19 protein-coding genes are annotated in these 23,905 nt (G+C 73.3%); 10 read left to right on the forward strand and 9 right to left on the reverse strand.

Features of this window, described 5'->3' with window-relative positions; all coding sequences use genetic code 11:
- Nucleotides 1-8 precede the first annotated feature (8 nt).
- From ACFXPK_RS02710 to ACFXPK_RS02720, 3 genes are read right to left on the reverse strand one after another with little or no spacing between them, the layout of a single operon-like run.
- Nucleotides 9-1,355, reverse strand: coding sequence for an ABC transporter substrate-binding protein (locus ACFXPK_RS02710; protein ID WP_385070816.1), 1,347 nt, complete (start codon nt 1,353-1,355; stop codon nt 9-11).
- The gene (locus ACFXPK_RS02715; protein ID WP_384993972.1) at nt 1,355-2,194 is read right to left on the reverse strand and encodes a carbohydrate ABC transporter permease; all 840 of its coding nucleotides are present in this window, start codon (nt 2,192-2,194) and stop codon (nt 1,355-1,357) included. The genes ACFXPK_RS02710 and ACFXPK_RS02715 overlap by 1 nt, the downstream gene beginning before the upstream one ends.
- Nucleotides 2,191-3,150 (reverse strand): carbohydrate ABC transporter permease, encoded by a 960-nt coding sequence (locus tag ACFXPK_RS02720; RefSeq protein WP_384993975.1) that lies wholly within the window; start codon nt 3,148-3,150, stop codon nt 2,191-2,193. Before ACFXPK_RS02720 ends, ACFXPK_RS02715 begins: the two co-directional genes overlap by 4 nt.
- Nucleotides 3,151-3,322: 172 nt before the next feature.
- On the opposite strand from ACFXPK_RS02720, the gene ACFXPK_RS02725 reads away from it, so the two are divergent.
- Nucleotides 3,323-4,195, forward strand: a complete 873-nt coding sequence (locus ACFXPK_RS02725) for a phosphotransferase enzyme family protein (protein WP_385070918.1) — start codon at nt 3,323-3,325, stop codon at nt 4,193-4,195.
- A gap of 69 nt (nt 4,196-4,264) precedes the next feature.
- Here the strand turns inward: ACFXPK_RS02725 and ACFXPK_RS02730 are convergent, their stop codons facing one another.
- Nucleotides 4,265-4,972: a 3'-5' exonuclease gene (locus ACFXPK_RS02730; protein WP_385070821.1), complete on the reverse strand. Its 708-nt coding sequence runs from the start codon at nt 4,970-4,972 to the stop codon at nt 4,265-4,267.
- Between the two features lie 104 nt (nt 4,973-5,076).
- Nucleotides 5,077-6,309, reverse strand: coding sequence for an SAV2148 family HEPN domain-containing protein (locus ACFXPK_RS02735; protein ID WP_384993978.1), 1,233 nt, complete (start codon nt 6,307-6,309; stop codon nt 5,077-5,079).
- Between the two features lie 377 nt (nt 6,310-6,686).
- Between ACFXPK_RS02735 and glgX the strand changes: the two genes are divergently transcribed.
- From glgX to ACFXPK_RS02755, 4 genes are all read left to right on the forward strand, one after another.
- Nucleotides 6,687-8,807 carry a glycogen debranching protein GlgX gene (gene glgX / locus ACFXPK_RS02740; RefSeq protein WP_384993980.1) on the forward strand — a complete coding sequence of 707 codons (2,121 nt, stop codon included), beginning with the start codon at nt 6,687-6,689 and terminating at the stop codon, nt 8,805-8,807.
- Nucleotides 8,808-8,968: 161 nt separating this feature from the next.
- Nucleotides 8,969-9,805 carry a GNAT family N-acetyltransferase gene (locus ACFXPK_RS02745; RefSeq protein WP_385070825.1) on the forward strand — a complete coding sequence of 279 codons (837 nt, stop codon included), beginning with the start codon at nt 8,969-8,971 and terminating at the stop codon, nt 9,803-9,805.
- Nucleotides 9,806-9,893: 88 nt separating this feature from the next.
- Nucleotides 9,894-12,236 (forward strand): malto-oligosyltrehalose synthase, encoded by a 2,343-nt coding sequence (treY, locus tag ACFXPK_RS02750; RefSeq protein ID WP_385070829.1) that lies wholly within the window; start codon nt 9,894-9,896, stop codon nt 12,234-12,236.
- 178 nt (nt 12,237-12,414) lie between these two features.
- On the forward strand, nt 12,415-13,485 hold the full coding sequence (locus ACFXPK_RS02755; RefSeq protein ID WP_385070832.1) for a lytic polysaccharide monooxygenase: 1,071 nt from the start codon (nt 12,415-12,417) through the stop codon (nt 13,483-13,485).
- 118 nt (nt 13,486-13,603) lie between these two features.
- On the opposite strand, the gene ACFXPK_RS02760 is transcribed toward ACFXPK_RS02755, so the two are convergent.
- A complete protein-coding gene (locus tag ACFXPK_RS02760) occupies nt 13,604-14,152 on the reverse strand; it encodes an FHA domain-containing protein (protein ID WP_384993990.1) in 549 nt (182 codons plus the stop codon).
- Nucleotides 14,153-14,344: 192 nt separating this feature from the next.
- Here ACFXPK_RS02760 and treZ point away from each other — a divergent pair, with 192 nt between their 5' ends.
- The 3 genes from treZ to ACFXPK_RS02775 all read left to right on the forward strand — a co-directional run bounded on the left by treZ (nt 14,345) and on the right by ACFXPK_RS02775 (nt 17,225).
- Nucleotides 14,345-16,255 carry a malto-oligosyltrehalose trehalohydrolase gene (treZ, locus tag ACFXPK_RS02765; protein ID WP_385070837.1) on the forward strand — a complete coding sequence of 637 codons (1,911 nt, stop codon included), beginning with the start codon at nt 14,345-14,347 and terminating at the stop codon, nt 16,253-16,255.
- Between the two features lie 102 nt (nt 16,256-16,357).
- Nucleotides 16,358-16,861, forward strand: coding sequence for a helix-turn-helix domain-containing protein (locus ACFXPK_RS02770; RefSeq protein ID WP_385070840.1), 504 nt, complete (start codon nt 16,358-16,360; stop codon nt 16,859-16,861).
- Nucleotides 16,854-17,225 (forward strand): DUF4180 domain-containing protein, encoded by a 372-nt coding sequence (locus ACFXPK_RS02775; protein WP_384993997.1) that lies wholly within the window; start codon nt 16,854-16,856, stop codon nt 17,223-17,225. The genes ACFXPK_RS02770 and ACFXPK_RS02775 overlap by 8 nt, the downstream gene beginning before the upstream one ends.
- Here the strand turns inward: ACFXPK_RS02775 and ACFXPK_RS02780 are convergent.
- The 3 genes from ACFXPK_RS02780 to ACFXPK_RS02790 form a co-directional block, all read right to left on the reverse strand.
- Entirely contained in the window at nt 17,222-18,067 is an 846-nt protein-coding gene (locus ACFXPK_RS02780; RefSeq protein ID WP_385070843.1) for a class I SAM-dependent methyltransferase, read from the reverse strand. The two genes, ACFXPK_RS02775 and ACFXPK_RS02780, sit on opposite strands and share 4 nt — an antisense overlap.
- Nucleotides 18,068-18,266: 199 nt before the next feature.
- Nucleotides 18,267-19,433 (reverse strand): M24 family metallopeptidase, encoded by a 1,167-nt coding sequence (locus ACFXPK_RS02785; protein ID WP_385070846.1) that lies wholly within the window; start codon nt 19,431-19,433, stop codon nt 18,267-18,269.
- Nucleotides 19,434-19,542: 109 nt separating this feature from the next.
- The gene (locus ACFXPK_RS02790; RefSeq protein WP_385070921.1) at nt 19,543-20,511 is read right to left on the reverse strand and encodes a hypothetical protein; all 969 of its coding nucleotides are present in this window, start codon (nt 20,509-20,511) and stop codon (nt 19,543-19,545) included.
- Nucleotides 20,512-20,758: 247 nt separating this feature from the next.
- On the opposite strand from ACFXPK_RS02790, the gene ACFXPK_RS02795 reads away from it, so the two are divergent.
- Together ACFXPK_RS02795 and ACFXPK_RS02800 are read left to right on the forward strand one after the other, a co-directional pair.
- Nucleotides 20,759-21,163 (forward strand): VOC family protein, encoded by a 405-nt coding sequence (locus ACFXPK_RS02795; protein WP_385070849.1) that lies wholly within the window; start codon nt 20,759-20,761, stop codon nt 21,161-21,163.
- A 135-nt stretch (nt 21,164-21,298) separates the two neighbouring features.
- Complete coding sequence (locus ACFXPK_RS02800) at nt 21,299-23,860, forward strand: GTPase-associated protein 1-related protein (protein WP_385070852.1); 2,562 nt, start codon at nt 21,299-21,301, stop codon at nt 23,858-23,860.
- Nucleotides 23,861-23,905: the final 45 nt, after the last annotated feature.

Consider the following 23,905-nt stretch of genomic DNA (forward strand, 5'->3'; position numbering starts at 1 on the left):
CGCCCCGACTACCGCTGGTAACGGGCGAGTACCCGGTTGCCGTCCTCGACCAGGCGGGCACGCAGCTCCTTCCGGTCGATCGCGCCGCTGTAGTACTCCTGGAGCGCGGGGGTCGCCACCTTGTCCTTCCACTCCGGGTAGCCGCGTACGGACTGGGCGGGCGCCGGGCTCAGTCCGCCCGCGAGCGCCGCGCCCGTCGCCCAGCCGTGTTCGGCGGTGTGCAGCGACGGGTCCGCGAGGGCCGCCGTGCCGGTGGGCAGCATCCAGTCGCCCTTCGCGAGGCGCACCATGTTCGCGGGGCGCAGCAGGAAGTCGAGGAAGCGCGCGGCCTCCTTCTTGTGCGGGCTGTCCTGGGCGATGGAGAGGGTCTGCGGACTGACGCCCTGCACGGACGCGGCGGCCCCGGGGGCCGTGCCGCCGTCACCGGCGGGGGCGGGCAGGACGGTCCACTCGAACCCCTCGGGCGCCTGCTGAATGATCTGCCGGCGGTACGAGAACCCGAGCGGGACCATCGCGTACCGGCCGCCGAACAGGCCGGGCAGGGTGTCGGAGCCGCCCATGCCGAGGGTGGCGCCCGACGCGCTCCGGTCGACGGTGACCTGCCGCCTGATCGTGTCGGGGACCACGGCGTCGTCCTCGGTGAACCGGATCGTCACCTTCCCGTCCGCGCCCCGGTGGAAGAGTCGGCCGCCGGTGGAGAGGCCGAGGTTGAGGGTGGCGGAGACGGGGTCCTTGAGCGGCCAGGCGACCGCGTACCGCTTGCCGTCCGGCCCCTTCCCGTCCTTCCCCTGCCGCATGAACGCGGTCAGCTCACCGCTGATCCGCCGGAACTCCGGCCAGCTCCAGGGCCGCTCCGCGGTGGGGACGCGGACCCCGGACGCCGCCAGGACCTTCCGGTCGGCGATCAGGACGCGGGGCTCCTGGAGGAACGGCACGCCGTACACGCCGTCCCCGAAGGTGGCCGTGTCCCAACTGCGCCGGGGGATGTCCCGGGTGAGCCGGCCGGGGAGCAGGGGACGCAGGTCGGCCAGGTGGCCTCCGTAGGCGAAGTCCGCGAGATCGTCGGCGGCGTCATGGATGAGGTCGGGCGCCTCGCCGCCCTCGAAGGAGGTGAGGAGCTGGTCGTGGACGCTGTCCCAGCTCCCCTGGACGTACTCGACGCGGATGCCGGGATGGGCCGCGTTCCACTCCTCGACCAGCTCCCTGGTGGCGCGGACCGACTCGTCCTGCCAGGCCAGGGACTGGAAGCGCAGGGTGATCCGGCCGTCCCGCGCGCCGTCGCCGCCACCGGAGCAGCCGCCCAGCAGCAGGGCGAGCACGGCGGCGACCGCCACGAGGGCCGTCGGCCGGCGCATCAGCTCTTCACCGCCCCGGCCAGCATCCCGCCGGTGATCCGGCGCTGGATGAGGGCGAAGACGAGGAGCGAGGGCAGGGTCGCGAGGAACGCGGCGGCGGCGAGCGGCCCGAGGTCCGCGACGCCCTCGGCCCCGAGGAAGTGGGTGAGCACCACCGGCAGGGTCTGTTTCCCCGGCGACTTGAGCAGGACGAGCGCGAAGAAGAACTCGTTCCACGCCGTGATGAACGCGAAGAGCGCCGTGGCGACGATGCCGGGCGCGAGCAGCGGCGCGGTGACGGAGACGAGGGTACGGATCCGGCCCGCGCCGTCCACGGCGGCGGCCTCCTCCAGTTCGGCGGGCAGGGCGCGGACGTACCCGGTGAGCATCCAGAGCGCGAACGGCAGCGACCACACCACGTACACCAGGACCAGCCCGCCCAGGGAGTCGATCAGCCGCAGGTTCTTCAGGACGAGGAAGAGCGGGATGATCACCAGGACGAACGGGAACGCCTGGCTGACCACCACCCAGCCGGTGGCCGCCGCCGCGAGCCTGCCGCGCCGGCGGGCCATCGCATAGGCCATCGGGGTGGCGACGAGGACGGCGATCAGCGCGGCGGCGAGGGCGGCCGTCAGGCTGTTGGCCGCCGCGCGCAGCAGCGGCTGCTCGTCGAACGCCTGCCGGAAGTTGTCGAGCGTCGGGTGGTGCGGGATCCAGGTCGGGTGGAGACTGCCCAGCTCCCGGGCCGGTTTGAAGGCCGTGGACATCAGCCAGAGGAACGGGAAGGCGAGAAAGACGAGGTAGCACAGGAGCGCGGCGTACTGTCCGGCGCGCACGGAGCCGCTGACGCGCGGGCTCATGCCTCCGCCCCCTTCGTGAGCCGGCCGACGAGATGGAGCGCGAGGAGTACGGAGACCACGGCGACCATCACGCATCCCATCGCGGCGGCGTAGCCGAACTGGCCGTAGCGGAACGCCTCCTCGTACGCGAAGAGCATCGGCAGCCGGGTACGGCCGCCGGGGCCGCCGCTGGTCAGCACATAGACCAGCGCGAACGAGTTGAAGCTCCAGATGAAGTTGAGCGCCGTGACGGCGAGGGCGACCGGCCGCAGCGCGGGCCAGGTGACGGTGCGGAAGCGGCGCCAGGCGCCCGCGCCGTCGAGCGCGGCGGCCTCGTGCAGTTCGCGCGGGGTGTTCTGGAGGCCGGCCAGCAGGGCGACGGTGGTCTGTGGCAGACCGGCCCAGACACCCACGACGATCACCGCGGGCAGGGCGGTGGTCAGACCGGTCAGCCAGTCCCGGCCCTCGCCCAGGCCCAGATCGCGCAGCGTCTCGTTGAGGACCCCGGCGTCGGAGTGGTACACGAGCCGCCACATGACGGCGACGACGACCTCGGGCATGGCCCAGGGGATGATCGCCAGGGCGCGGGCCAGCCAGCGCAGCCGCAGCTCCGCGTCGAGCAGCAGGGCGAGGCCGAGGCCGAGCGCGAACTGCGGCACGGTCACCCCGACCGCCCAGAGCAGGCCGATGCCGAAGGAGTCCCAGAAGAGCGTGTCGTGGAGCAGGTCCTGGAAGTTGAGGGCGCCGATCCACCGGGTGGGTTCGGTCCGGCCGGACTGCGCGTCGGTGAAGGCGAGCGCGACGCCGTAGAGCAGCGGGCCGACGCTCAGCACCAGGATCGGCAGCAGCGCGGGCAGCACCAGGAACCAGGCGCCGTGGTCCAGCGGTTTCCGGGGGCGTCCCGTACGGCCCGTGCCGGAGGGGTCCGTGCCGGCCGGCTCGCGCGCCGACCGCGTCGTCGCGGTGGCCGATGTCACGGATACGACTCCTTCGGGTGGGGCTGTCAGGGGCCGTCCCGTCCGTCCTGGTCATCGTGGGGACGCCGGTGCGGTACGTCAAGCACGCGCACGCGGGCGGATGGGAGACTTCTGGGTGGACCAGGACGCGGTGGAACGCGCCGAGAGACGACCGGAAGTAAGTGAGCCGACGATGGACGAGGCGCGGGCGCGGGAGATCCTGACCGCGACGGGGCTGCCGCACGACGCGGAGCTGCTGGCCCTGGGTGAGAACGCGGTGTTCGGGACGGACGGGCTGGTCGTCAAGGTCGGCAGGGACGCGCGGGACCACCCGGAGCTGCTGGAGCGCGCCGGGCGCGAGGTCGCCCTCGCGTCCTGGCTCGCGGAGTCCGGGGTGCCGGCCGTACGGGCCGCCGCATCCGGGGCGCGGTCCGTGGACGGCCATCCGGTGACGCTCTGGCACCGGCTGCCCGAGGCCGTACGCCCGGCGGAGCCCGCCGATCTGGCCGCGCTGCTGCGGCTCGTCCACGCGCTGCCCGCCCCCGATCCCGCCGTACTGACCCTCCCCCGCCGTGAACTGCTCGGCGGGGTGGAGCGCTGGCTGCGGATCGCGGGCGACACCATCGACCCCGCCGACGCCGAGTATCTGCGCGGCCGCAGGGACGGCTTCGCCGAGGCCGCCGCGACGCTCACCCCGCACCTTCCGCCCGGCCCGATCCACGGCGACGCGCTGCCGCGCAACGTCCATGTCGGCCCTCAGGGGCCGGTACTGGTGGATCTGGAGACCTTCTCCGTGGACTTCCGCGAACACGACCTGGTGGTCATGGCGCTGTCCCGGGACCGGTACGGGCTGGCCCCCGAGGCGTACGACACCTTCACCGGGGTCTACGGCTGGGACGTCCGCGCCTGGTCCGGCTGCCCGGTGCTGCGCGGCGCCCGCGAGACGGCCAGTTGCGCCTGGGTGGCGCAGCACGCCCCGGCCAACCCGAAGGCGCTCACGGAGTTCCGGCGCCGGGTCGCCTCCCTGCGCGCCGACGACCCCGAGGTCCGCTGGTACCCCTTCTGACCCGTACGCCCCACCCCTGCCGGGGCGCGGAACCGGCCGCGGCGGTACGGATCCGCGCGGCCCGGGGGGTCAGGGCGCCGTCGTGACGGCCGGCTCGCGCAGCGGCCAGACCGCGTCGACCACCGCGTCCGTGTTCCCCTTCTTGCGCAGGAAGCGCTGGAAGTCCACCGCCCACTCCGCGTACCAGGCGATCTGACGCTCGTGCAGTTCCGTCGGGGTCAGCGCGGCCACCGAGGCGTGCCGCTCGGCTATCGCGGTGGCCACCCGGGCCGCCGCCAGCGCGTCCGCGCCCGCCTCGTGGGCCGCGTCCAGCACCACGCCGTACTCCCCGCAGACGGCCTCCAGATTGCGCTTGCCCCTGCGGTACTTGTCGACGGCCCGGTCGATCGTGTACGGGTCGATCACCGGGCCGACCGGATCGAGCCGCGGCAGCCCGTGGCGCCGCAGCTCCGCGGCGAGCAGCGTCAGGTCGAACGGCGCGTTGTACGCCACGACTGGGACCCCGCGCGCCCAGTAGCCGCGCAGGACCTCCGCGACCTCGGCCGCCACCTCGGGCGCCGGGCGCCCCTCCGAGGCCGCGCGCTCGCTGCTGATGCCGTGCACCGCGGACGCCTGCTCGGGGATCCGGATGCCCGGGTCCGCGAGCCAGCTCCGCTCCCGTATCACCTCGCCGCCCCGGACCTCGACGACCGCCGCCGTCACGATCCGGGCCTCCAGCGGCTCCGTACCGGTGGTCTCCAGGTCGAAGCCGACCAGTGGTTCCCCGTGCCAAGTCATCGTGTGGCCCTCCTTCGTGGTGCGGTGGCGCTTCCCCCGCTTCCCCCCGTCGGATCTCCCCGCCGGACCTTCACCCTGCCACGGGCCACTGACAACGCCCCGGTTCAGGAGACCGGCCGGGAGTCGGTCCAGACCGCGTCGAACTCCTCGCGGTAGGTCTGGAAGAGCCCGTGCTCCGTGTCCTGCCCCGCACGGACGACCTCACGCCCGCCGCCCCGCAGCACGAGGACCGGCGCCTCCATCCCGCGGGCCCGGCGCAGGTACGACTGGACGACGGCCAGGCCGTCGGAGCCGTCGCCGTCCACGAGGTAGGCGGTGAAGCGCGGGGTCTCGTCGAAGACGTGGATCTCGAAGGCGCCCGGGTCGCGCAGCTTGGAGCGCACCCGGCGCATGTGGAGGATGTTCATCTCCACCGAACGGCTCAGTTCCCCCTTGCGCAGCCCCAGCTCGCGCTCGCGGCGCTTGACCGCGCTGCTCGCCGGGTTGAGGAAGACCAGCCGGGTCCGGCAGCCGGACTCGGCGAGCCGGATGAGCCGGCGCCCGGAGAAGTTCTGGACGAGGAGGTTGAGGCCGATACCGATGGCGTCGAGCCGCCGCGCCCCGCCGAACAGGTCCTCCGCGGGGAGCTGGCGCTGGAGCCTGACCCGGTCGGAGTGGACGGAGACGACGTCGCCGTACCGGTCGCCGACCAGGTCCTCCACCGCGTCGACGCGCAGCCGCTGCGAGGAGGGTATGCCGCTGCCGCCGCCGAGGATCTCCAGCAGCCTGGCGGAGGCCCGCTCCGCCTGGGCGAGAACCGTCTCGGAGAGCGCCCGGTTGCGGGAGACGACATTGCGCGCGACCTCCAGCTCGTCGAGGGCCAGCTCCACGTCGCGGCGGTCGTCGAAGTACGGCTCGAAGCACGGCCAGTGCTGCACCATCAGCTCTCTGAGCTGCGGGAGCGTGAGAAAGCTCAGCACGTTGTCGTCGGCCGGGTCGAGGAGGTAGCCCTTGCGCCGGGACACCTCCCGTACGGCGACGGCGCGCTGCACCCACTCCTGCCCGGCGGGCCCGGCGGCGGCGACCACCCACTCCTCGCCGTGCACGGGCTCGTAGATGGGCCGCAGTACCGCGGCGACGACCGCGCGCAGCCGCTGCTCCACCAGATTCAGCCAGATGTAGGCCCGCCCGGCCCGCTGTGCGCGCGTACGGACCTCGTTCCAGGCGTCCGCGCCCCAGTCCAGTTCCGCCCCGATCTCCATCGGTCGCGCGAGGGAGACCACTCCGGGCTGGATGTCGCCGGATTCCCCCGCATGACCTGCGTCACCTGGGGGCAGCTCCAGCCCTCCCGAGCTCACCCGCGCACCGCCTTCTTCTCCCTTTTCAACGATCAAGGAAGGGTACTCCGCCGACCGGACCAGGTGCAGCAGGATGCACAGGCTCCTTTCTCAACTCCCTTGTTCGTGAGGCTTGTTCCCGGTGGTGACTTCGACCGGAGTGGGATGGTTCATCACGATTCCGCCCGATCCTCCCGGCGCGCCCGGCGGGGCGGGAGGAGCCCGGTGGGACCACTGAGCACCATGACCGGTCCGGGCGACGGCACGGTGCACCAGGTTGACCCTCGGCGCAAGAAGCGCCAAGAACGCTGCGGGTTCCTAGGTGCTCGCCCTACTTTCGGGGAAGATCTGGCTCAACAGCCCGCTCCACCCGGATCAGAAATGGAAGAGTCCTCCCTATGCAGGTCTGGCCGGGACAGACATATCCCCTCGGCGCCACGTACGACGGCGCCGGTACGAACTTCGCGGTCTACTCCGAGGTCGCGCACCGGATCGAGTTGTGCCTCTTGCACGACGACGGATCAGAAACGGCGGTGGAGCTGCGCGAGACCGACGCCTTTGTGCGCCACGCGTATCTGCCCGGCATCATGCCTGGTCAGCGCTATGGATTCCGGGTCCACGGACCGTACGAGCCGGAGCGCGGCCACCGCTGCAACTCCGCCAAGTTACTGCTCGACCCGTACGCGCGTGCGATCAGCGGCTCCGTCGAGTGGGGCGAGTCGGTGTACGGCTACCACTTCGGCAAGCCCGACTCGCGCAACGACATGGACTCCGCCCCCCACACGATGTCCTCGGTCGTCGTCAATCCGTACTTCGACTGGGGCGACGACCGGCGCCCGCGGACCGACTACCACCGCACGGTGCTCTACGAGGCCCATGTGAAGGGCCTCACGATGCTCCACCCGGCGCTCCCGGAGGAGCTGCGCGGTACGTACGCCGGGCTCGCCCATCCGGCGGTGATCGAGCACCTGACCGAGCTGGGGGTCACGGCGCTGGAGCTGATGCCGGTGCACCAGTTCGTCAACGACCACCGGCTGGCGGACGCCGGGCTCGCCAATTACTGGGGCTACAACACCATCGGCTTCTTCGCCCCGCACAACGCCTACGCGTCGTGGGGCGACCGGGGCGAACAGGTCCTGGAGTTCAAACAGGCCGTACGGGCGCTGCACCAGGCCGGGATCGAGGTCATCCTCGACGTCGTCTACAACCACACGGCCGAGGGCAGCCATCTGGGCCCGACGCTCTCCTTCCGCGGCCTGGACAACGCGCAGTACTACCGGCTCTCCGAGGACCAGCGCTACTACACGGACACGACGGGCACCGGGAACTCGCTGCTGATGCGCAGCCCGCATGTGCTCCAGCTCATCATGGACTCGCTGCGGTACTGGGTGACCGAGATGCACGTGGACGGCTTCCGCTTCGACCTCGCGGCGACCCTGGCCCGCCAGTTCCACGAGGTGGACCGGCTGTCGTCGTTCTTCGACCTCGTCCAGCAGGACCCGGTGGTCAGCCAGGTGAAGCTGATCGCCGAGCCGTGGGACGTGGGCGAGGGCGGCTACCAGGTGGGGAACTTCCCGCCGCTGTGGACCGAGTGGAACGGGAAGTACCGCGACACCGTACGGGACCTGTGGCGCGGCGAACCCAGGACCCTCGCCGAGTTCGCGTCCCGGCTGACCGGTTCGTCCGACCTGTACCAGGACGACGGGCGCCGTCCGCTGGCCTCCATCAACTTCACCACCTGCCACGACGGCTTCACCCTGCACGACCTCGTCTCGTACAACGACAAGCACAACGAGGCCAACGGCGAGTCCAACCGGGACGGCGAGAGCCACAACCGGTCCTGGAACTGCGGGGTGGAGGGCGAGAGCGACGATCTGGAGATCGTGGAGCTGCGCAACCGCCAGATGCGCAACTTCATCGCGACGCTGATGCTCTCGCAGGGCGTGCCCATGCTCAGCCACGGCGACGAGTTCGCCCGTACGCAGGGCGGCAACAACAACGCGTACTGCCAGGACAACGAGGTCTCCTGGGTCCGCTGGCCGGAGCCGGGCGCGGAGACCGACCGGACGATGCTGGCCTTCACCCAGGCGATGGTGTGGCTGCGCCGGGACCATCCGGTCTTCCGGCGCAGGCGCTTCTTCCACGGGCGCCCGGTGGAGGGCACGCACGACGACCTCTCGGACATCTCCTGGTTCACCCCCGAGGGTGAGGAGATGACCCAGCAGGACTGGCAGGCGGCCCACGCCCAGGCGATGACGGTCTTCCTCAACGGCCACGCGATCTCGGAGCCGGGGCCGCGCGGCGAGCGGATCTCGGACGACTCGTTCCTGCTGATGTTCAACGCGAGCGCAGACGAGCTGGAGTTCCGGGTGCCGGTGAACCACGGACGCCAGTGGCAGGTCATGGTGGACACGGCCCGCCCGGAGGGCGTGGTGCGCGGGCAGGGCGAGAAGGTCGACGGCGGCGAACGGCTCAAGATGATCGGCCGCAGCATGACGGTGCTGATGCGCCCGGCGTAGGGCGCCTCCGGGCCCGCGCCGGGACGGTGCCGTGACGGGACGGCCGGTGCGGACGGGCCCACGACGGGACGGCCGGTGGGGACGGAGCCGTGACGGGACGGCCGGTCCCGTCGCGGCGAAATCCGGTTGCCGGACCGGCCCTCCGGTGCTCCAGTGGCCGGATGGACCACGGAGCGGTACTGGCCGCGTACGACCGGCAGATGCGGCGGGACGCCCGCCCGGACGGCCCCGGCGCCCGGGTCGAGCGGGCGGGCCGGGTCGTCCGCCAGGTGGGCGACGCCTCCACGTGGAACGGTGTCCTCTGGTCGGACCTGCCCGACGGGCGGGCGGCCGACGCGGAGATCGCCGCGCAGCGGGAGTACTTCACCGCGCTCGGCCTGGAGTGCGAGTGGAAGCTGTACGCGCACGACCGCCCCGCCGGCCTCGGGGAGCGGCTGCGCGCGGCCGGGTTCACCCCCGGGCCCACCGAGACGCTGATGGTCGCGGAGACGGCGGAGCTGCTCCACGGCCCGCCGCTCCCCGAGGGGCTGCGGCTGCTCCCCGTCACCGACGCGGCCGGCGCCGAGCTGGTGGCCCGCGTCCATGAGCAGGCGTTCGGCACGGACGGGAGCAGGATCGGGGAACGGCTCTCCGCCCAGCTCGCCGAGGCGCCGCACACGGTCGCCGCGGCCGTCGTCCTGGCGGGCGACACCCCGGTGAGCGCCGCCAGGGCGGAGCTGCCGCCCGGCTCGGACTTCGCCGGTCTCTGGGGCGGCGGCACGCTGCCGCAGTGGCGCGGCCGGGGCGTCTACCGCGCGCTGGTCGCCCACCGGGCGCGGATCGCCGCCGAACGGGGCTACCGCCATCTCCACGTGGACGCGTTGGAGACGAGCCGGCCGATCCTCGCCCGCCTCGGCTTCGCCGCCCTGACCACGACCACCCCGTACGTGCACACGGTGGAGGCCACAGGCTCTACGGTGGAGGGCGACCCGTCCGCCGCCCACGCCGAAAGTCGGTGAATCCGAAGTCGTCGCCTCCGAAACCACCGCCGCCGAATCCACTGGTACCGATGAAACAGAAGTCGAGAAGCGGGGTACGTACGACCGTATGACGCCCACTGCGACCTACCGGCTCCAGCTCCAGCCGGAATTCCCGTTCTCGGCCGCCCGGCGCGCCGTGCCGTATCTCGCCGCGCTCGGGGTCTCGCATCTGCATCTGTCGCCGGTGCTGGAGGCCGTACCGGGCTCCACGCACGGCTACGACGTGGTCGACCACTCCGCCGTACGGGCCGAGCTGGGCGGCGAGGAGGGGCTGCGGGCCCTCGCCGCCACCGCCCGCGAGCACGGCCTCGGGATCGTGCTGGACATCGTGCCCAACCACATGGCCGCGGCGCCCGCCCACAACCGCGCCCTGTGGGAGGTGCTGCGCGAGGGTCCCGCGTCGCCGTACGCCCGCTGGTTCGACATCGACTGGGACGCGGGCGACGGCAAGGTGCTGCTGCCGGTGCTGCCCTCCCCGGTCGGGGACGAGCTGGCGGCCGGGACGCTGCGCGTCGAGGACGGGATGCTCCACCACGGCGAGCAGCGCTTCCCGCTCGCCGCCGGGAGCGAGGAGCTGGCGCTGCCCGCGCTGCTCGACGCCCAGCACTACCGGCTCGCGTGGTGGCGGCTGGCGCGCACGGAGCTGAACTACCGCCGGTTCTTCACCATCCCGGAGCTGATCGGGGTCCGCGTGGAGGACCCGGAGGTCTTCACCGCCACCCACGCGAAGATCGTCGAGCTGGTACGGGACGGGGTCGTCGAGGGGCTGCGCGTCGACCACCCGGACGGGCTCGCCGACCCCGAGCGGTATCTGCGCCGGCTGAACGAGGCGACCGGCGGCTGCTGGACGGTCGTGGAGAAGATCCTCACGGACGACGAGGTGCTGCCCGCCGGGTGGGCCGTCGCCGGCACCACCGGCTACGACGCGCTGCGCCACATCGACGGGGTGTTCACGGACGGCGCGGGCGCCGAGGTCCTGGAGCGCCGCTACCGCGACGTCGCGGGCCCGGCGGGCGACCGGGGCGGCTACTGGAACGGTACGGCCCGGCGCGCGGCGTACAAGGTGGTCTTCCACGAACTGGCCGCCGAGACCGCCTTCCTGGTCCGTACGGCGCTGCGCGTCTGCGCCGCCGACCCGGCGCTGCGCGACCACGCGCCCTGGGCGCTGCGCACCGCGATCCGGGAGCTGCTGGTCCGGGTACCGGTCTACCGCCCGTACACGACGGCGGGCGGGCCCTGCCCCGAGGCGGCGGAGGCGGCGGTCTCCGAGGAGGCGGTCCGGCAGGCGAAGACGGCGTTCGCGGTGGAGCGGGAGGCGGCCGTCGTGGACGTGGTGCGGGAGCTGGCGCTCGGCCGGCTCGGTACGGGCGAGGACCAGGCGGTGTTCTGCGCCCGGTTCGCGCAGACCGCGTCCGCGCTGCGCGCCAAGTCGCTGGAGGACACGGCGTTCTACCGGTACGTGCCGCTGATCTCGGCGAACGAGGTGGGCGGCGACCCGGGCAGCCCGGCGGTGAGCCCGGAGCGGTTCCACGCGTACTGCCTGCGGCTCGCGCGGGACTGGCCGTCCACCGGCACCGTACTGACCACGCACGACACCAAGCGCAGCGCGGACGTACGGGCCGGGATCGCGATGCTCGCCGAATGCCCCGAGCGGTGGGACCAGTTGCTGGAGCAGGTGGCCGGGGTGGCGGCGCCGGACCCGCAGGTGGCGTGGCAGGCGTGGCAGACGGCGGTGGGCTTCACCCCCGCCGTGGACGGGACCCCGCCGGACGGGGCGCGGATGGTGCCCGCGCTGCTGAAGTCCGTACGGGAGGCGGGGCTGCGGACGAGCTGGACGGAGCCGGATCCGCTGTACGAGCAGGCGGTGGCGGCGTTCGTCGAGGCGGGCCCCGCGGGTCAGGCGCGGCGTACGGTCACGGCGTTCAACCGCGCGCTGGCGCCGTACGTACGGGCCTCCGCGCTCGGCGCGGCGCTGGTGCACCTCACGATGCCGGGGGTGCCCGACCTCTACCAGGGCACGGAGCGCGAGTACACGGCGCTGGTCGACCCGGACAACCGGCGGCCGTTCAGGACGGGGCCGCCCGACGACCGTACGGTGGTCACCACGGCGGCGCTGCGGCTGCGCCGGGAGCGGCCCGAGGTCTTCGGCGAGTCCGGCACGTACACCCCGCTGCACGCGGCGGGTCCGGCCGCCGCGCACGCGCTGGCCTTCGCCCGCACGGGCGCCACGGTCACGGTGACGACCCGGCTTCCGTACGGTCTGGAGCGGGCCGGCGGCTGGCGTACGACGGAGCTGCCGCTGCCGCCGGGCACGTGGCGGGATGTGCTGACGGGGCGTGAGGTGTCGGGGACGGCGCGGCTCGCGGAGCTGCTCGACACGTTCCCGGTGGCCCTCCTGGAGACGGTATGAAGGCGGCGGGGTGAACGCGGCGGCGGCCCTGAGGTGACCCGGGGCCGAAGGCCGGTTCCGGGAAGTTCGGTCCACGGCGTTTACAGAGTGACCGGGCCGCGCTACGTTCCGAGAAATGGGAGCGCTCCCATCACCGGCACATACGGTCACTTGTCATGATCATGCTGAAGGGACACGCATGATGAACCGCCCCCCACCGTGGCTGTTACACCCCCGCAGAGTCGTACTCCTCGCCCTGCTCGCCGTACTCCCCGCCCTGCTCATGGTCGTCACCGAAAGCCGGCCCTCGTCCGCCCACGGCACCCCGATGAAGCCCGCCAGCCGCACGTTCATGTGCTGGCGGGACGGTCTGACCAGCACGGGTGAGATCAAGCCCGTCAACCCCGCGTGCAAGGCCGCCGTCGCGGAGAGCGGTACGACCCCGCTCTACAACTGGTTCTCCGTACTGCGCTCCGACGGCGCCGGGCGGACCAAGGGCTTCATCCCCGACGGCCAGTTGTGCAGCGGTGGCAACACCACGTTCGGCGGCTTCGACAAGTCCCGGAGCGACTGGCCGCTCACCCACCTGACCTCGGGCGCGTCCCTCGACTTCTCGTACAACGCGTGGGCCGCGCACCCCGGTTGGTTCTACGTGTACGTCACCAAGAACGGCTTCGACCCCACGAAGACCTTCTCCTGGGACGACCTGGAGGCCACCCCGTTCATGACGGTCGACCACCCGCAGGTCACCGGGAGCGTCGGCACCGTGGACGGCGCGTACAAGTGGACCGGCAAGCTGCCCACCGGCAAGAGCGGCCGGCACATCATCTACATGGTGTGGCAGCGCTCGGACAGCCAGGAGACCTTCTACAGCTGCTCGGACGTCGTCTTCGACGGCGGCAACGGCGAGGTGACCGGCGTCGGTGAGCCGGGCACCACCCCGACGGACCCGCCGACCGACCCGACGGCCACCTGCACCGCCACCCGGAAGACCACCGGCACCTGGACCGGCGGCTACCAGGCGGAGATCACCGTCAAGAACACGAGCGCCAACCCGATCCTGGGCTGGATGGTCGAGTTCACCCTGCCGACCGGCCAGAAGGTCGACAGCCTCTGGAACGGCAACGCCACGTACGGCGGTCAGGGGGTGATGGTCCACAACGTCGACTGGAACGGGTCGTTGGCGGCCGGCGCCTCGACCGCCTTCAGTTACGTCGCCTCGGGCGGACCGCCGGACACCGCCACCACAGCGCCCTGCTCCGTGCACTGACCCGGGCGCGCGGTCACCGCGGCACCACCCGCACACTCCGGCCCGGCCCCCACCCGGACGCCGGACGGCACCCGGCCCGCCGTCACACCCCCCACACCGGGCGGCGGGCCGGGCTCGCTCAGTGGGAGGAGAGCCGGAAGCTCATCTGACCGAACGTCACCATGTCGCCGTCCCGCACGACGACCGTCGAGGTGACACGCCGTCCGTTGACGGTCGTCCCGTTCGTCGAGCCGAGGTCGCGCAGCACCCACCGCTCGTCCTGCCTGCTCAGCTCGGCGTGCAGCCGGGAGACGGTGTCATGGCTGAGCCGCAGCCCGTTGACCGGGTCGCGTCCGATCCGCAGCGGATACGGTCCCGGCGACGGCAGCAGCAGCTTCGGCAGCCGCTCGGCCTGCCACGCCCTGCTCAGCCGGTGCGAGAACGCGGAGAGCCGGCCGACCGCCGCGAACACCCCACGGGACCAGCGGCCTTCGGCCTCCAGGTCGGCGGTGAGCGGCTTCAGTTCGTCGATCCCCCGGGCGGCGAGCGCCAGGTCCGTCCGGCGCAGAAAGGTGTCGTGCGACAGCCGGCCCTGCGCCATCCCTTCCCTGAGTACCGCGAGGACACGGTCGCGCTCGGCGTCGGAGAGCCGCACGGGGTACGCGGGAGACTCGAAGGAGGACGTCACAGACGTGATTGTCCTTCCGGCGGGCCTGACGTGTCCAGACGGACCGGTGTTTCCGTCAGCACGCTGCGTCGTCCCCGTCCGCGCCACGACCACCCGATTCACCGTGATCACCGCGCCCCCGGCCGTCTCCCTTGCCACCATGAGAGGTGTCACCGTCAGAGGGACAGTGCCGACGACAAGGGGGAACCACCCGTGCAGTTCGAGGTGTGGGCACCGAAGGCGCAGGAGCGGGTCGACCTCCATCTGGAGCGGACCGGACGCGACGGACCCGACCGCGGCGGCGGGAGCGGCCCCGTCGTGCTGCCCATGGAGCGCGACCAGGGCAGACCCGGCTGGTGGACCGCGGAGACGCACCCCGGGACGCCCGACGCGACGGGCGCGGGGACGGGCGCGGGCGCGGAGACGGGGACGGATGACGGGACGGGCGCGGGAACAGGGACGGGTGACGGAACGGGCGCCGGGACGGGGGACGGCACGCGCTACGGCTTCTCGCTGGACGGCGGCCCCGTCCACCCCGATCCGCGCTCGCGCCGTCAGCCGGAGGGCCCCGACGGACGCAGCGCCGTCGTCGACCAGGCCGCGTACGACTGGCGCGTCCCCTGGCCGGGCCGGCCGCTGTCCGGCGCGGTCCTCTACGAGCTGCACATCGGCACCTTCACCCGCGAGGGCACCTTCGACGCGGCGGCGGCGCGGCTCGCCCCCCTGGCCGAGCTGGGGATCACCCATGTCGAGCTGATGCCGGTCTGCCCCTTCCCGGGGACCCACGGGTGGGGGTACGAGGGGGTGTCGCTGTGGGCGGTGCACGAGCCGTACGGCGGCCCCGAGGCGCTGAAGCGGTTCGTCGACACGGCGCACGGCCTGGGACTCGGGGTCGTCCTCGATGTCGTCCACAACCATCTCGGCCCGTCGGGGAACCATCTGCCCGCGTTCGGACCGTACTTCACCGACACCCACCACACCCCGTGGGGCGCCGCCGTCAACCTCGACGCCCCCGGCTCCGACGAGGTCCGCGCGTATCTGCGGGAGAGCGCCCTGGCCTGGCTGCGGGACTTCCGGCTGGACGGGCTGCGGCTGGACGCCGTGCACGCGCTGGCCGACCACCGCGCGCTGACCTTCCTCGAAGAGCTGTCCACGGCCGTCGACGCGCTCTCCGGCGATCTCGGCCGGCCGCTGTTCCTGATCGCCGAGTCCGACCTCGGGGACCCCCGTACCACCACCCCCCGCGCGGAGGGCGGCCTCGGGCTGCACGCCCAGTGGAACGACGACTTCCACCACGCCCTGCACACCGCGCTCACCGGCGAATCCCAGGGCTACTACGCCGACTTCGCCCGCGAGCCGCTGGCCGCGCTGGCCAAGACACTGACGCGCGCCTTCTTCCACGACGGCACGTACTCGACCTTCCGGGGCCGTACGCACGGCCGCCCCGTCGACCGTACGCGCACGCCCGCGCACCGCTTCCTCGGCTACGCCCAGACCCATGACCAGATCGGCAACCGGGCGCTCGGCGACCGGCTCTCGGCCACGCTCTCCCCCGGGCTGCTCGCCTGCGCGGCCACCCTCGTACTGACCGGGCCGCACACCCCGATGCTCTTCATGGGCGAGGAGTGGGGCGCGACCACACCCTGGCAGTTCTTCACCGACCACACCGATCCGGTGCTGGCGGAGGCCGTACGCAGCGGCCGGCGCCGGGAGTTCGCGGCGCACGGCTGGGCGGCCGAGGACATCCCCGACCCGCAGGACCCGGCGACGCGCGCCCGCTCGTGCCTGGACCGCTCCGAGCAGGCGCGCGAGCCGCACGCACGGCTGCTGGCCTGGTACGGCGAGCTGATCGCGCTCCGCCACGACCAGCCGGACCTGGCCGATCCCGATCTGGCGGCGGTACGGGTCGCGTACGACGAGGGGGCGCGCTGGCTGGCGTACCGCAGAGGCGATCTGCGGATCGCGGTGAACCTCTCCGCGCGGGAGGCGGAGATCCCGCTGGACGGCCTGTCCACGGGCCCCACCGGCCGGGTGCTCGCGGCGTGGGAGCCGGTGACGGCGCCGGGGACGGACGGGGTGCTGCGGCTGCCGCCGGAGTCGTGCGTGGTCCTGGCCGACCGCTGACCGGCGGGGCGCCTCCACGGAAGCCCCCTCCCTCATTCCCCATCCTTCCCTTTCTACTCCTATATTCTCTCCGGAAGGACGTTTGAGGTAACGTACAGACGCATGGAGAGTCCTGAACAGGAGCTGTACTCGGTCGGCGAGGTCGCCGAGCGGCTCGGCCTGCATGTGCGGACGGTGCGGAACTATGTGCGCGACGGCAAGCTGAAGGCCGTCAGGATCGGCAAGCAGTACCGCATCAGCCGGGCGGACTTCGAAGCGCTGACCAGTGGCCCGGCCCCCGAGGAGACTCCGGGGGCCGGGCCGCCTCCCGGCCGTGTGGAGGTGTCGGCCATCGTGCGGATCGACGGGCTCGGACCGGCCGGGGCCGACCGGCTGAGCACCTGTCTCACGGCCGCCGCGCAGTCCGTACGGGGCACCCGGGAGCCGCTGCGCATCCAGACGGTCCACGACAAGGAACGAGCCGGTATGAAGATCGTGATCCTCGGCGACGCCGCCACCACCGCCGATGTGCTGCATCTGATCGACGGCGTACTCGGCCCGGACAACGGCCTGTTCACGGAGAGCGGCGGGTCCTCCGGCGGGACGGGGGCGGCGCACCGTGCCTGACCTGTTCGTGGAGCACCACGGCACACCGGTGCTGGTCTGCGACGCCGCGGGGCCGCCCCTCGCCACCGAGCAGGACGCGCTCGACCATCTGGTCCCGGCGGCCTTCCAGGGAGCGGAGGTGGTCGCGGTTCCGGCGGAGCGGTTCGACGCGCGGTTCTTCGACCTCAGCACCGGTGTGGCCGGCGCGATCCTCCAGAAGCTGGCGAACTACCGGCTCCGCCTGGTGGTCGTCGGGGACATCTCCCGCCATCTGCGGGCGAGCGCGGCCCTGCCCGATCTCGTCCGTGAGTCGAACCGCGGCAGGCAGGTCTGGTTCGTGGCCGACATGGACGAACTCGCCGCCCGCCTCGCCCCGGCGACCTAGCCTGTCCGGACGTCCTGGGCGGCCTCGGCTGCCTGGACGTCCTGGGCGGCCTGGGCGGCCTCGGCTGCCTGGGCGAGGGGGCCGCCGGACGAGGGGCGGCGGAACAGGGCCGTCCAGAGGAAGGGCTCGCCGAAGCGGGGCGAGGCGGGCGGCTCGTCGCGCATGCGGCGCAGCTCGACCTCCGTGAGGTCCGAGAAGATCCGGCGCAGCGCCTCCGGTGTGTACGCGAGCCCGCCGTGCAGCCCGGGGCGCCCGGACGTCCCGGAGGCGCCGTAGAACGCCGCGTCGGGGAGTTCGGAGCCCATGCCCGCCTCACCGGCGGCGAAGCAGGTCAGGGCGAGATGGCCGCCGGGGGCGAGCACCCGGTCGACCAGGGCGAGATAGCTGACGCGCCGGTGGGGCGGCAGATGGTGGAAGCAGCCCGAGTCCTGGATCAGGTCGTACGGGCCGTCCGGCACGGTCGCGTCGGCGGCGAAGGCGTCGCCGTGGTGGAAGCGGATGGCCGCGCCGGCCTCGCGGGCGCGCTCCCGTGCCCAGTCGACGGCCGTCGCGGAGAGGTCGACGGCGTCCACCCGGAACCCCCGGGAGGCGAGATGCAGCGCGTTACGGCCCGGTCCGCACCCCAGATCGAGCGCGCGGCCCGGTGCGACCAGGCCCCGGTCGAGGAAGGAGACCAGGCTCTCGTCGGGCTTCGCCACGAAGAACGGCACCGCCTTGGAACGGTCGGCGTAGAAGCCGTCCCACCAGCCGGCCCCACCGGCCGTCCAGCGGTCGGCCTCCGGCGCGAACAGGCCGTCCAGCAGCCTCAGCACATCCTCGGTCGTGCGTATGCTCCGGTCCATCAACTCCCCTTCACTCATGGGGAGTACGGTGTCAGCGCACGCCGGGGAAGACCAGGTCGGACCCGGTTCGGCGGCGGAGGCGGCGCGGCGTGGGCGGGGGCCGGGCGGCCGCTCGGGAGGCCGGGGACCCCGTACCCCCCGCCCGGCCGTGAAACACCCTCCGCGCCCCCACCGGTCCCGGTCAGGGGCCGCTCTCCGGCTACTCCACGATCGCCATCTCGCGCGGGGTGTTGTTGAGCCGGCGGCCGCTGTCCTCCGTGACCGTGACGATGTCCTCGATCCGGACCCCGAAGCGCCCCGGCAGATAGACACCCGGCTCGACCGAGAAGCACATGCCCGGCACCATCGGCCGTTCCTCGCCCTCGATCATGTACGGCGGCTCGTGCGTGGTGACGCCGATGCCGTGGCCGGTGCGGTGGATGAAGTACGCGCCGTACCCGGCGTCCGCGATGACCGCGCGGGCCGCCCGGTCCACCTCCTGGCAGGCGGCCCCGGGCCGCACCGCCTCGAACCCGGCCTGCTGCGCCGCCCGTACGACCTCGTGGACGCGCCGCTCCTCGGCGGTCGGCTCGCCGACATGGACGGTACGGGTGGTGTCGGAGCCGTAGCCGTACTTGAGGCCGCCGAAGTCGAGGACGACCATGTCGCCGCGGTCGATGACCCGCTCGTCGGCCTCGTGGTGCGGATCGGCGCCGTTGGGTCCCGAGCCGACGACCGTGAAGTCGACCTGGGAGTGGCCGTGTTCCCGCAGGAGGCGGGCGAGGTCGGCGGCCACGTCGGTCTCCCTGCGGCCGGCGAACTCGACCTTCAGGATCTCCTCGTACGCGGCGTCGGCCGCCGCGCCCGCCGCCGCGATCCGCTCCAGCTCCCGCGCGTCCTTGACCGCGCGCAGCATCGGCAGCGCCTCGGTCAGCGCCGCGTACGAGGTGCCGGGCAGGGCCCGCTGGAGCGCGAGCAGATGCATCGCCCAGGCGTTGTCGCTGACGCCGAACCGGCCCGCGGGGTCGAGCAGCGGCGCCGTCACGCCGTACGGGTCCGTACCGTCGGTCCAGTCGCGCAGGGTGAGCGCGGGCGCCCCGGCGGCCCGGGCGGCGTCCGGCGCCTCCAGGGCGGGCACCACGAGGACGGGGTCGCGACCCGCGGCGACGACGAGCAGGGTGAGCCGCTCGGTGTCGGCGGTCGGCCGGTAGCCGGTGAGATGGACGAGGTCGGGCCCGGGGGCGACGAGCAGCCCGGCGAGGCCGGCACCGGCCGCGGCGTCGGCGGCGCGGGCCATCCTGGCGCGGTAGTCGTCCGCGGTGAAGGGCGGCGGGGCGGCGGGAGGGGCGTCGGACGGAGGGGTGACGGGCGGCGGCGCGGCGGGCATGCGGGGTCTCCTTGCTTCCTTCGGTCTCCGTACGTTCTTCCTTGGCTCCGTACGTTCCTGCTTCGCTCCGTACGTTCTTCCTGCGGTCTCCGTACGGGCGCTCGGGGCGCTACTCCGGTGACATCCGCCCGTCCGGATCCAGCCGTTCGAGCAGCTCCTGGAAGTCGTCGCCGACGACGATCCGCAGCCCCTCGCCGTCGTCGTCCGCCTCGCTGAGCTGCGTGAGCGTACCGCCGCGCCACCAGTAGACGTACGGGCTGATGGCGCCCGGTGTGTCCTCGTACCCGGAGGCGGCGAACGACGCCAGCGCGTTCAGGGACGGGATCATCGTCAGGTCGCGGATGACGTGGAAGGCGAGCTGGTGCCGGAACGGCAGCGCGACGAGCGCTCCGTCCGCCGGGATCCGCTCGCCGGTGACCTGCCGGACGACCGTCTCCAGCGCGAGGACGCGGCTGGCGGTGTAGAAGGAGTCGCCGAGGACCACCTCGAACCGCATCCCGTCGGCGCCCTTGTCCTTGACGGTCTCGTGTCCCTCGACGGGCAGCTCGCGCAGATTGCGCAGCGCCCGCTCCCGCAGATCCCTGACCTCGCCCAGCGGCTCCAGCGCCTCGTCGGTGAGCATCATGACGCTCTCCGGCAGATCGAGCGCGAGCACTTCGTAGAGCCCCGGGGCGACCGAGCGCGCGTAACCGAACGTCTGGGCGTCGAGGCCGTCCTCGCTGATCACCCGGGGGTAGAGCTGGGCGCGGATCTGCTCGGGCGGCAGGGTGTCGAGCGCGGACGGGCCGTCCATCGTGCGCAGCACCATGCCCGCGTGCCGGCGCGCGAGATCGCCCCAGACGCGGGGTCCGCGGTCGTCGTTGTGGCACACCGCCGCGAGGTTGCCCAGGCCGAACTGGCGGCCCGCGCTGTCGGTCACCATGTCCGCGTAGAGCGTGACCTCCAGACCGTGTTCGGCGAACGCCTCACGGACCTGGCCGCGGAAGAGCGCGGCCTCGTCCACCGAGAAGAACGAGAACGCGGGGTCCCGGGGCGTGTCACGTCCGTCACGCCTCGGCCCTCGCCGGAACAGCCCCACCACCATCGCCTCCACCCGTGTCCGCCCCGCGTCGAAACTGTCCCGCCCGCTCCCCCGGAAAACGCGGAGGGCCCGGTGACCGTCGGGGGCCCCGACGGATCCCGGGACCGGCCCCGGGTGATCCCTCGGACTTCCGATGCTAGTCCCCGGCTGTGACAACGCGGCAGGCGCGGTGCGCGGGGCCTTGGGTGCCGCCTCGCCCCACGCGTCCTTGCCCCGTGGATGGTCATACGTATAACTTCTCCCCATGTCCTATATCGCTCTGGTCACCCTGGTCGTCGACGACTACGACAAGGCCATCGCCCACTACACGGAAGCCCTCGGTTTCGAACTGGTCGAGGACACCGACCGCGGCGACGGCTCCCGCTGGGTCGTGGTCCGCCCGCGCGCGCTCGACGGGACCGCCGGCGGGGCGGGCACCGGGCTGCTGCTCGGCCGCGCCAAGGACGAGGCCCAGCGCGCGAGCATCGGAGCGCAGACCGGCGGCCGGGTCGGCTTCTTCCTGTACACCGACGACTTCGCCCGCGACCACGCCCGGATGACCGCCGCCGGGGTCCGCTTCGTCCAGGAGACCCGCCACGAGCCGTACGGAACGGTCGCGGTCTTCGAGGACCTGTACGGGAACCTCTGGGACCTGCTCCAGCCCGCGTAGTCCCGGCCAGGTCGCGGGGGCGGTGCGCGCGGGCCTCCGCGGGGCGGTACCTTCGTGCTGCCGAAATCCGGCGCGCCCCGGCCGGGTTCACGGCGGGCGCGGGCCGGACCAGCCAGGAACGAAGGGGGCCGGCCCATGGGCCTGGCGCAGTTGCACTACACCTCGGCCCCACCGGGCCAGGACGGGCCGGGCTCCGGCTTCGTCTCCGTCACCCCCGGCATACCCCGGCCGCTGCTGGACGAGGTGGAGGGGCTGATCGGGTACGAGCCGCCCGAGGGCGCCCCGCCGCACCCCACGACCGGCGAACTCGCCGCGTTCCCGCAGGCGTTCAGCCACAGCGTGCTCTCGGACGGCAGCCGGCTCCTGGCCCGTACGGTCCGTACCGCGACAGGTACCGGCACGGGAGCGGGCACGGACACAGGCACAGGGGCAGGCACAGAGACAGGGACGGGCGCCACGGTCTCCCACACCCATGCCGTCCTGCTGCCCGCGGGCACCGGGCTGCCCGGCGGCGGTCTGCCGATCTCCGCCTGGAACTCGGTGCGCTGGGCGGCCTCCGTACCGGGGAGCGGGGCTCCGGCGCCGCTGGAGGACCTGCCCCCGCTGGGACTCTTCGGCCGGGACGTACTGGCCGGGTTCGCCGCCGCGCGCGCCCCCTGGCTCGCACCGTTCTTCGCCGGGCTGCGGGAGCAGGCCGCCACGGGCGCACCCGCGCGGCTCGTCCTCGTGGAACGCAGCAGCGCCGATGTCGCCCAGTGGATCGCGCTGGCCTGTGCCGTCCTGCCGCGCGAGCACGCCGAGCCGCTGACCTTCACCACCTACACCCACCGCCCCCTGGAGGCCCGCCAGCAGATCGTCGGCGCACTCCCGGACGGCGCACTCCTGGGAGCGGTACTCCCGGACGGCTCCCGGGAGGGGGCCGGGCCGGATCCGCGCAGCCGGGTGCTCGACTGCACCGGCCGTCCGCCCGCGCCGGTGGCGCCCGCCCCGCCCGCGTCGCCCGAGGGGGACCATGTCCCCCACGTCTGGGGCGGGATCGCCGCGCGCCTCTGGCTCGCCAGGGCGCCGGAGGTGTTCACGGAGGCGGCCACGCTGCCAGGCGGTGTCCTCTCCCCCGGCGCGCTGGCCTTCGCCGCGCTCTGCGCGGAGGTCACCCTGGGCGCGGACGGCCGTACGGAGGCGGCCACATGGGCGGCCGAGCAGGTGCGCGCGGTGAGTTCCGAGCCGCTGCACCGGCTCGTCGAAGCGCTCGCCGCCCCGGTCGACGACCCTCGCACGGAGGCCGAACGCGCCGCCCTGGCACGGCTGTTCACCGCACTCGGCGGCCGGGCCCGACCGGTCGGTCCGGGCGACGACCGTACGGACGCCACGCTCCACACCCTCGGCGCGCTCGTGCTGACCACGGCCGTCGGGATGGAGCAGGCGCCCCACGAACCGCTCCCCGAGGCGGAGTTGTCGGCGCTCCCCGAGGACGTGAAGCAGCGGCTGGCGGCCGAGCTGTCCCCCGGCCTCCTCGCGGGCATCGCCGACGACACGGTGGGCGGCATCGCCCGTCCGGTCGAGCTGCTGCGGGTCGCGGGCATCCTCGGCGTGGACTGTACGGAGCTGCTGCCCGCTCTCGCCACCCGGCTGGCGCGCGCCCTCTCCGCCGATCCGGACACGGCGCGCGTCCCGGCGGTCCGTACCGTGCTGGACGACCACTTCGAGCTGCGTACCGCCCTGCTCGGCGCGCTCGACGCGCACGCCGCCGACGATCCCGCCGCCGCCGCGCGGCTGCTGGCGTCGGTCGCGCTCCCCCTCGGCGGGGTGCAGACGCTGCCGCATCTGCGGATGTGCGCGGGCGCGCCCTGGACGGCGGAGCCCGGCGGCGACGGTCTGACGGCGCTGCACGCCGCGCTGCGGGCGGGCGGTGTCTCGGCGTTCACCGATCCCCTCGTGCTGCGGACGGCGGTACGGCTGGTGTGGGACGGCGGCGCGCCGACCGCCGGCGAGGCGCGGCGGCTGCTCGGCGAGACGGGGTCGGACGCGCACCGGTCGGCGGGCACCTGGACCACGCTCGTCGGGGCGGCGCTCGACAGCCCCGCCGACGACCCGGACGCGCCGGACCTCGCGCACGATCTGCTGCGCTGCTTCCCCGACCGGCTGGAGCCGCGCGTCCGGGGCGCGCTGCTGCTCCTGGACTTCCTGCGCGACCTCGGCGCGGGGCGGGCCGAACCGCCGTGGACGGAAAGGGCGTTGTCGCTGCGGGCCGATGCCGAGCCGGTGGAACCCGCCCTGCTGGAGCGGCTGTTCGTCACCCTGGGGCGTCAACTGCACTCGCCGGAGCGGCCGGAGGGCGAGCTGTACACCCTGATCCACTGCGGCGAGCCCGCCCTGCTCACCGCGTACGCGACGGCGGCCCAGGAGCCCGGGGTGGCCGATCTGCTGCGCACGTCCCCCGCCTACGCGGCGCACTGCTTCGTCGCCTGGAGTTCGCTCCCGGGCGCGAGCGCGGAGTGGGACAGGACGCGTACGGCGCTCCGCGACAAGGTGCTGCGTCCGGCGGTCCGCGCGCTGCCCGACGCGGACCTCGCCGCCGTCGAGCGGCGGCTCGAACAGGAGGGGGCCCACCGGGCCGAGGAGTTCCGCGCCTGGAACCGGCCGGGCACCCTCAGCAGGCTGGGGCGCCGTCTCGGCTCGCTGGGCCGGCAGCGCTGAAACGGGGTCGGCGGGGGGCCGTACGCCGCGGGGGTGTATAAAACA

This window comes from Streptomyces sp. NPDC059142 (assembly GCF_042755665.1).
Classification (GTDB): domain Bacteria; phylum Actinomycetota; class Actinomycetes; order Streptomycetales; family Streptomycetaceae; genus Streptomyces.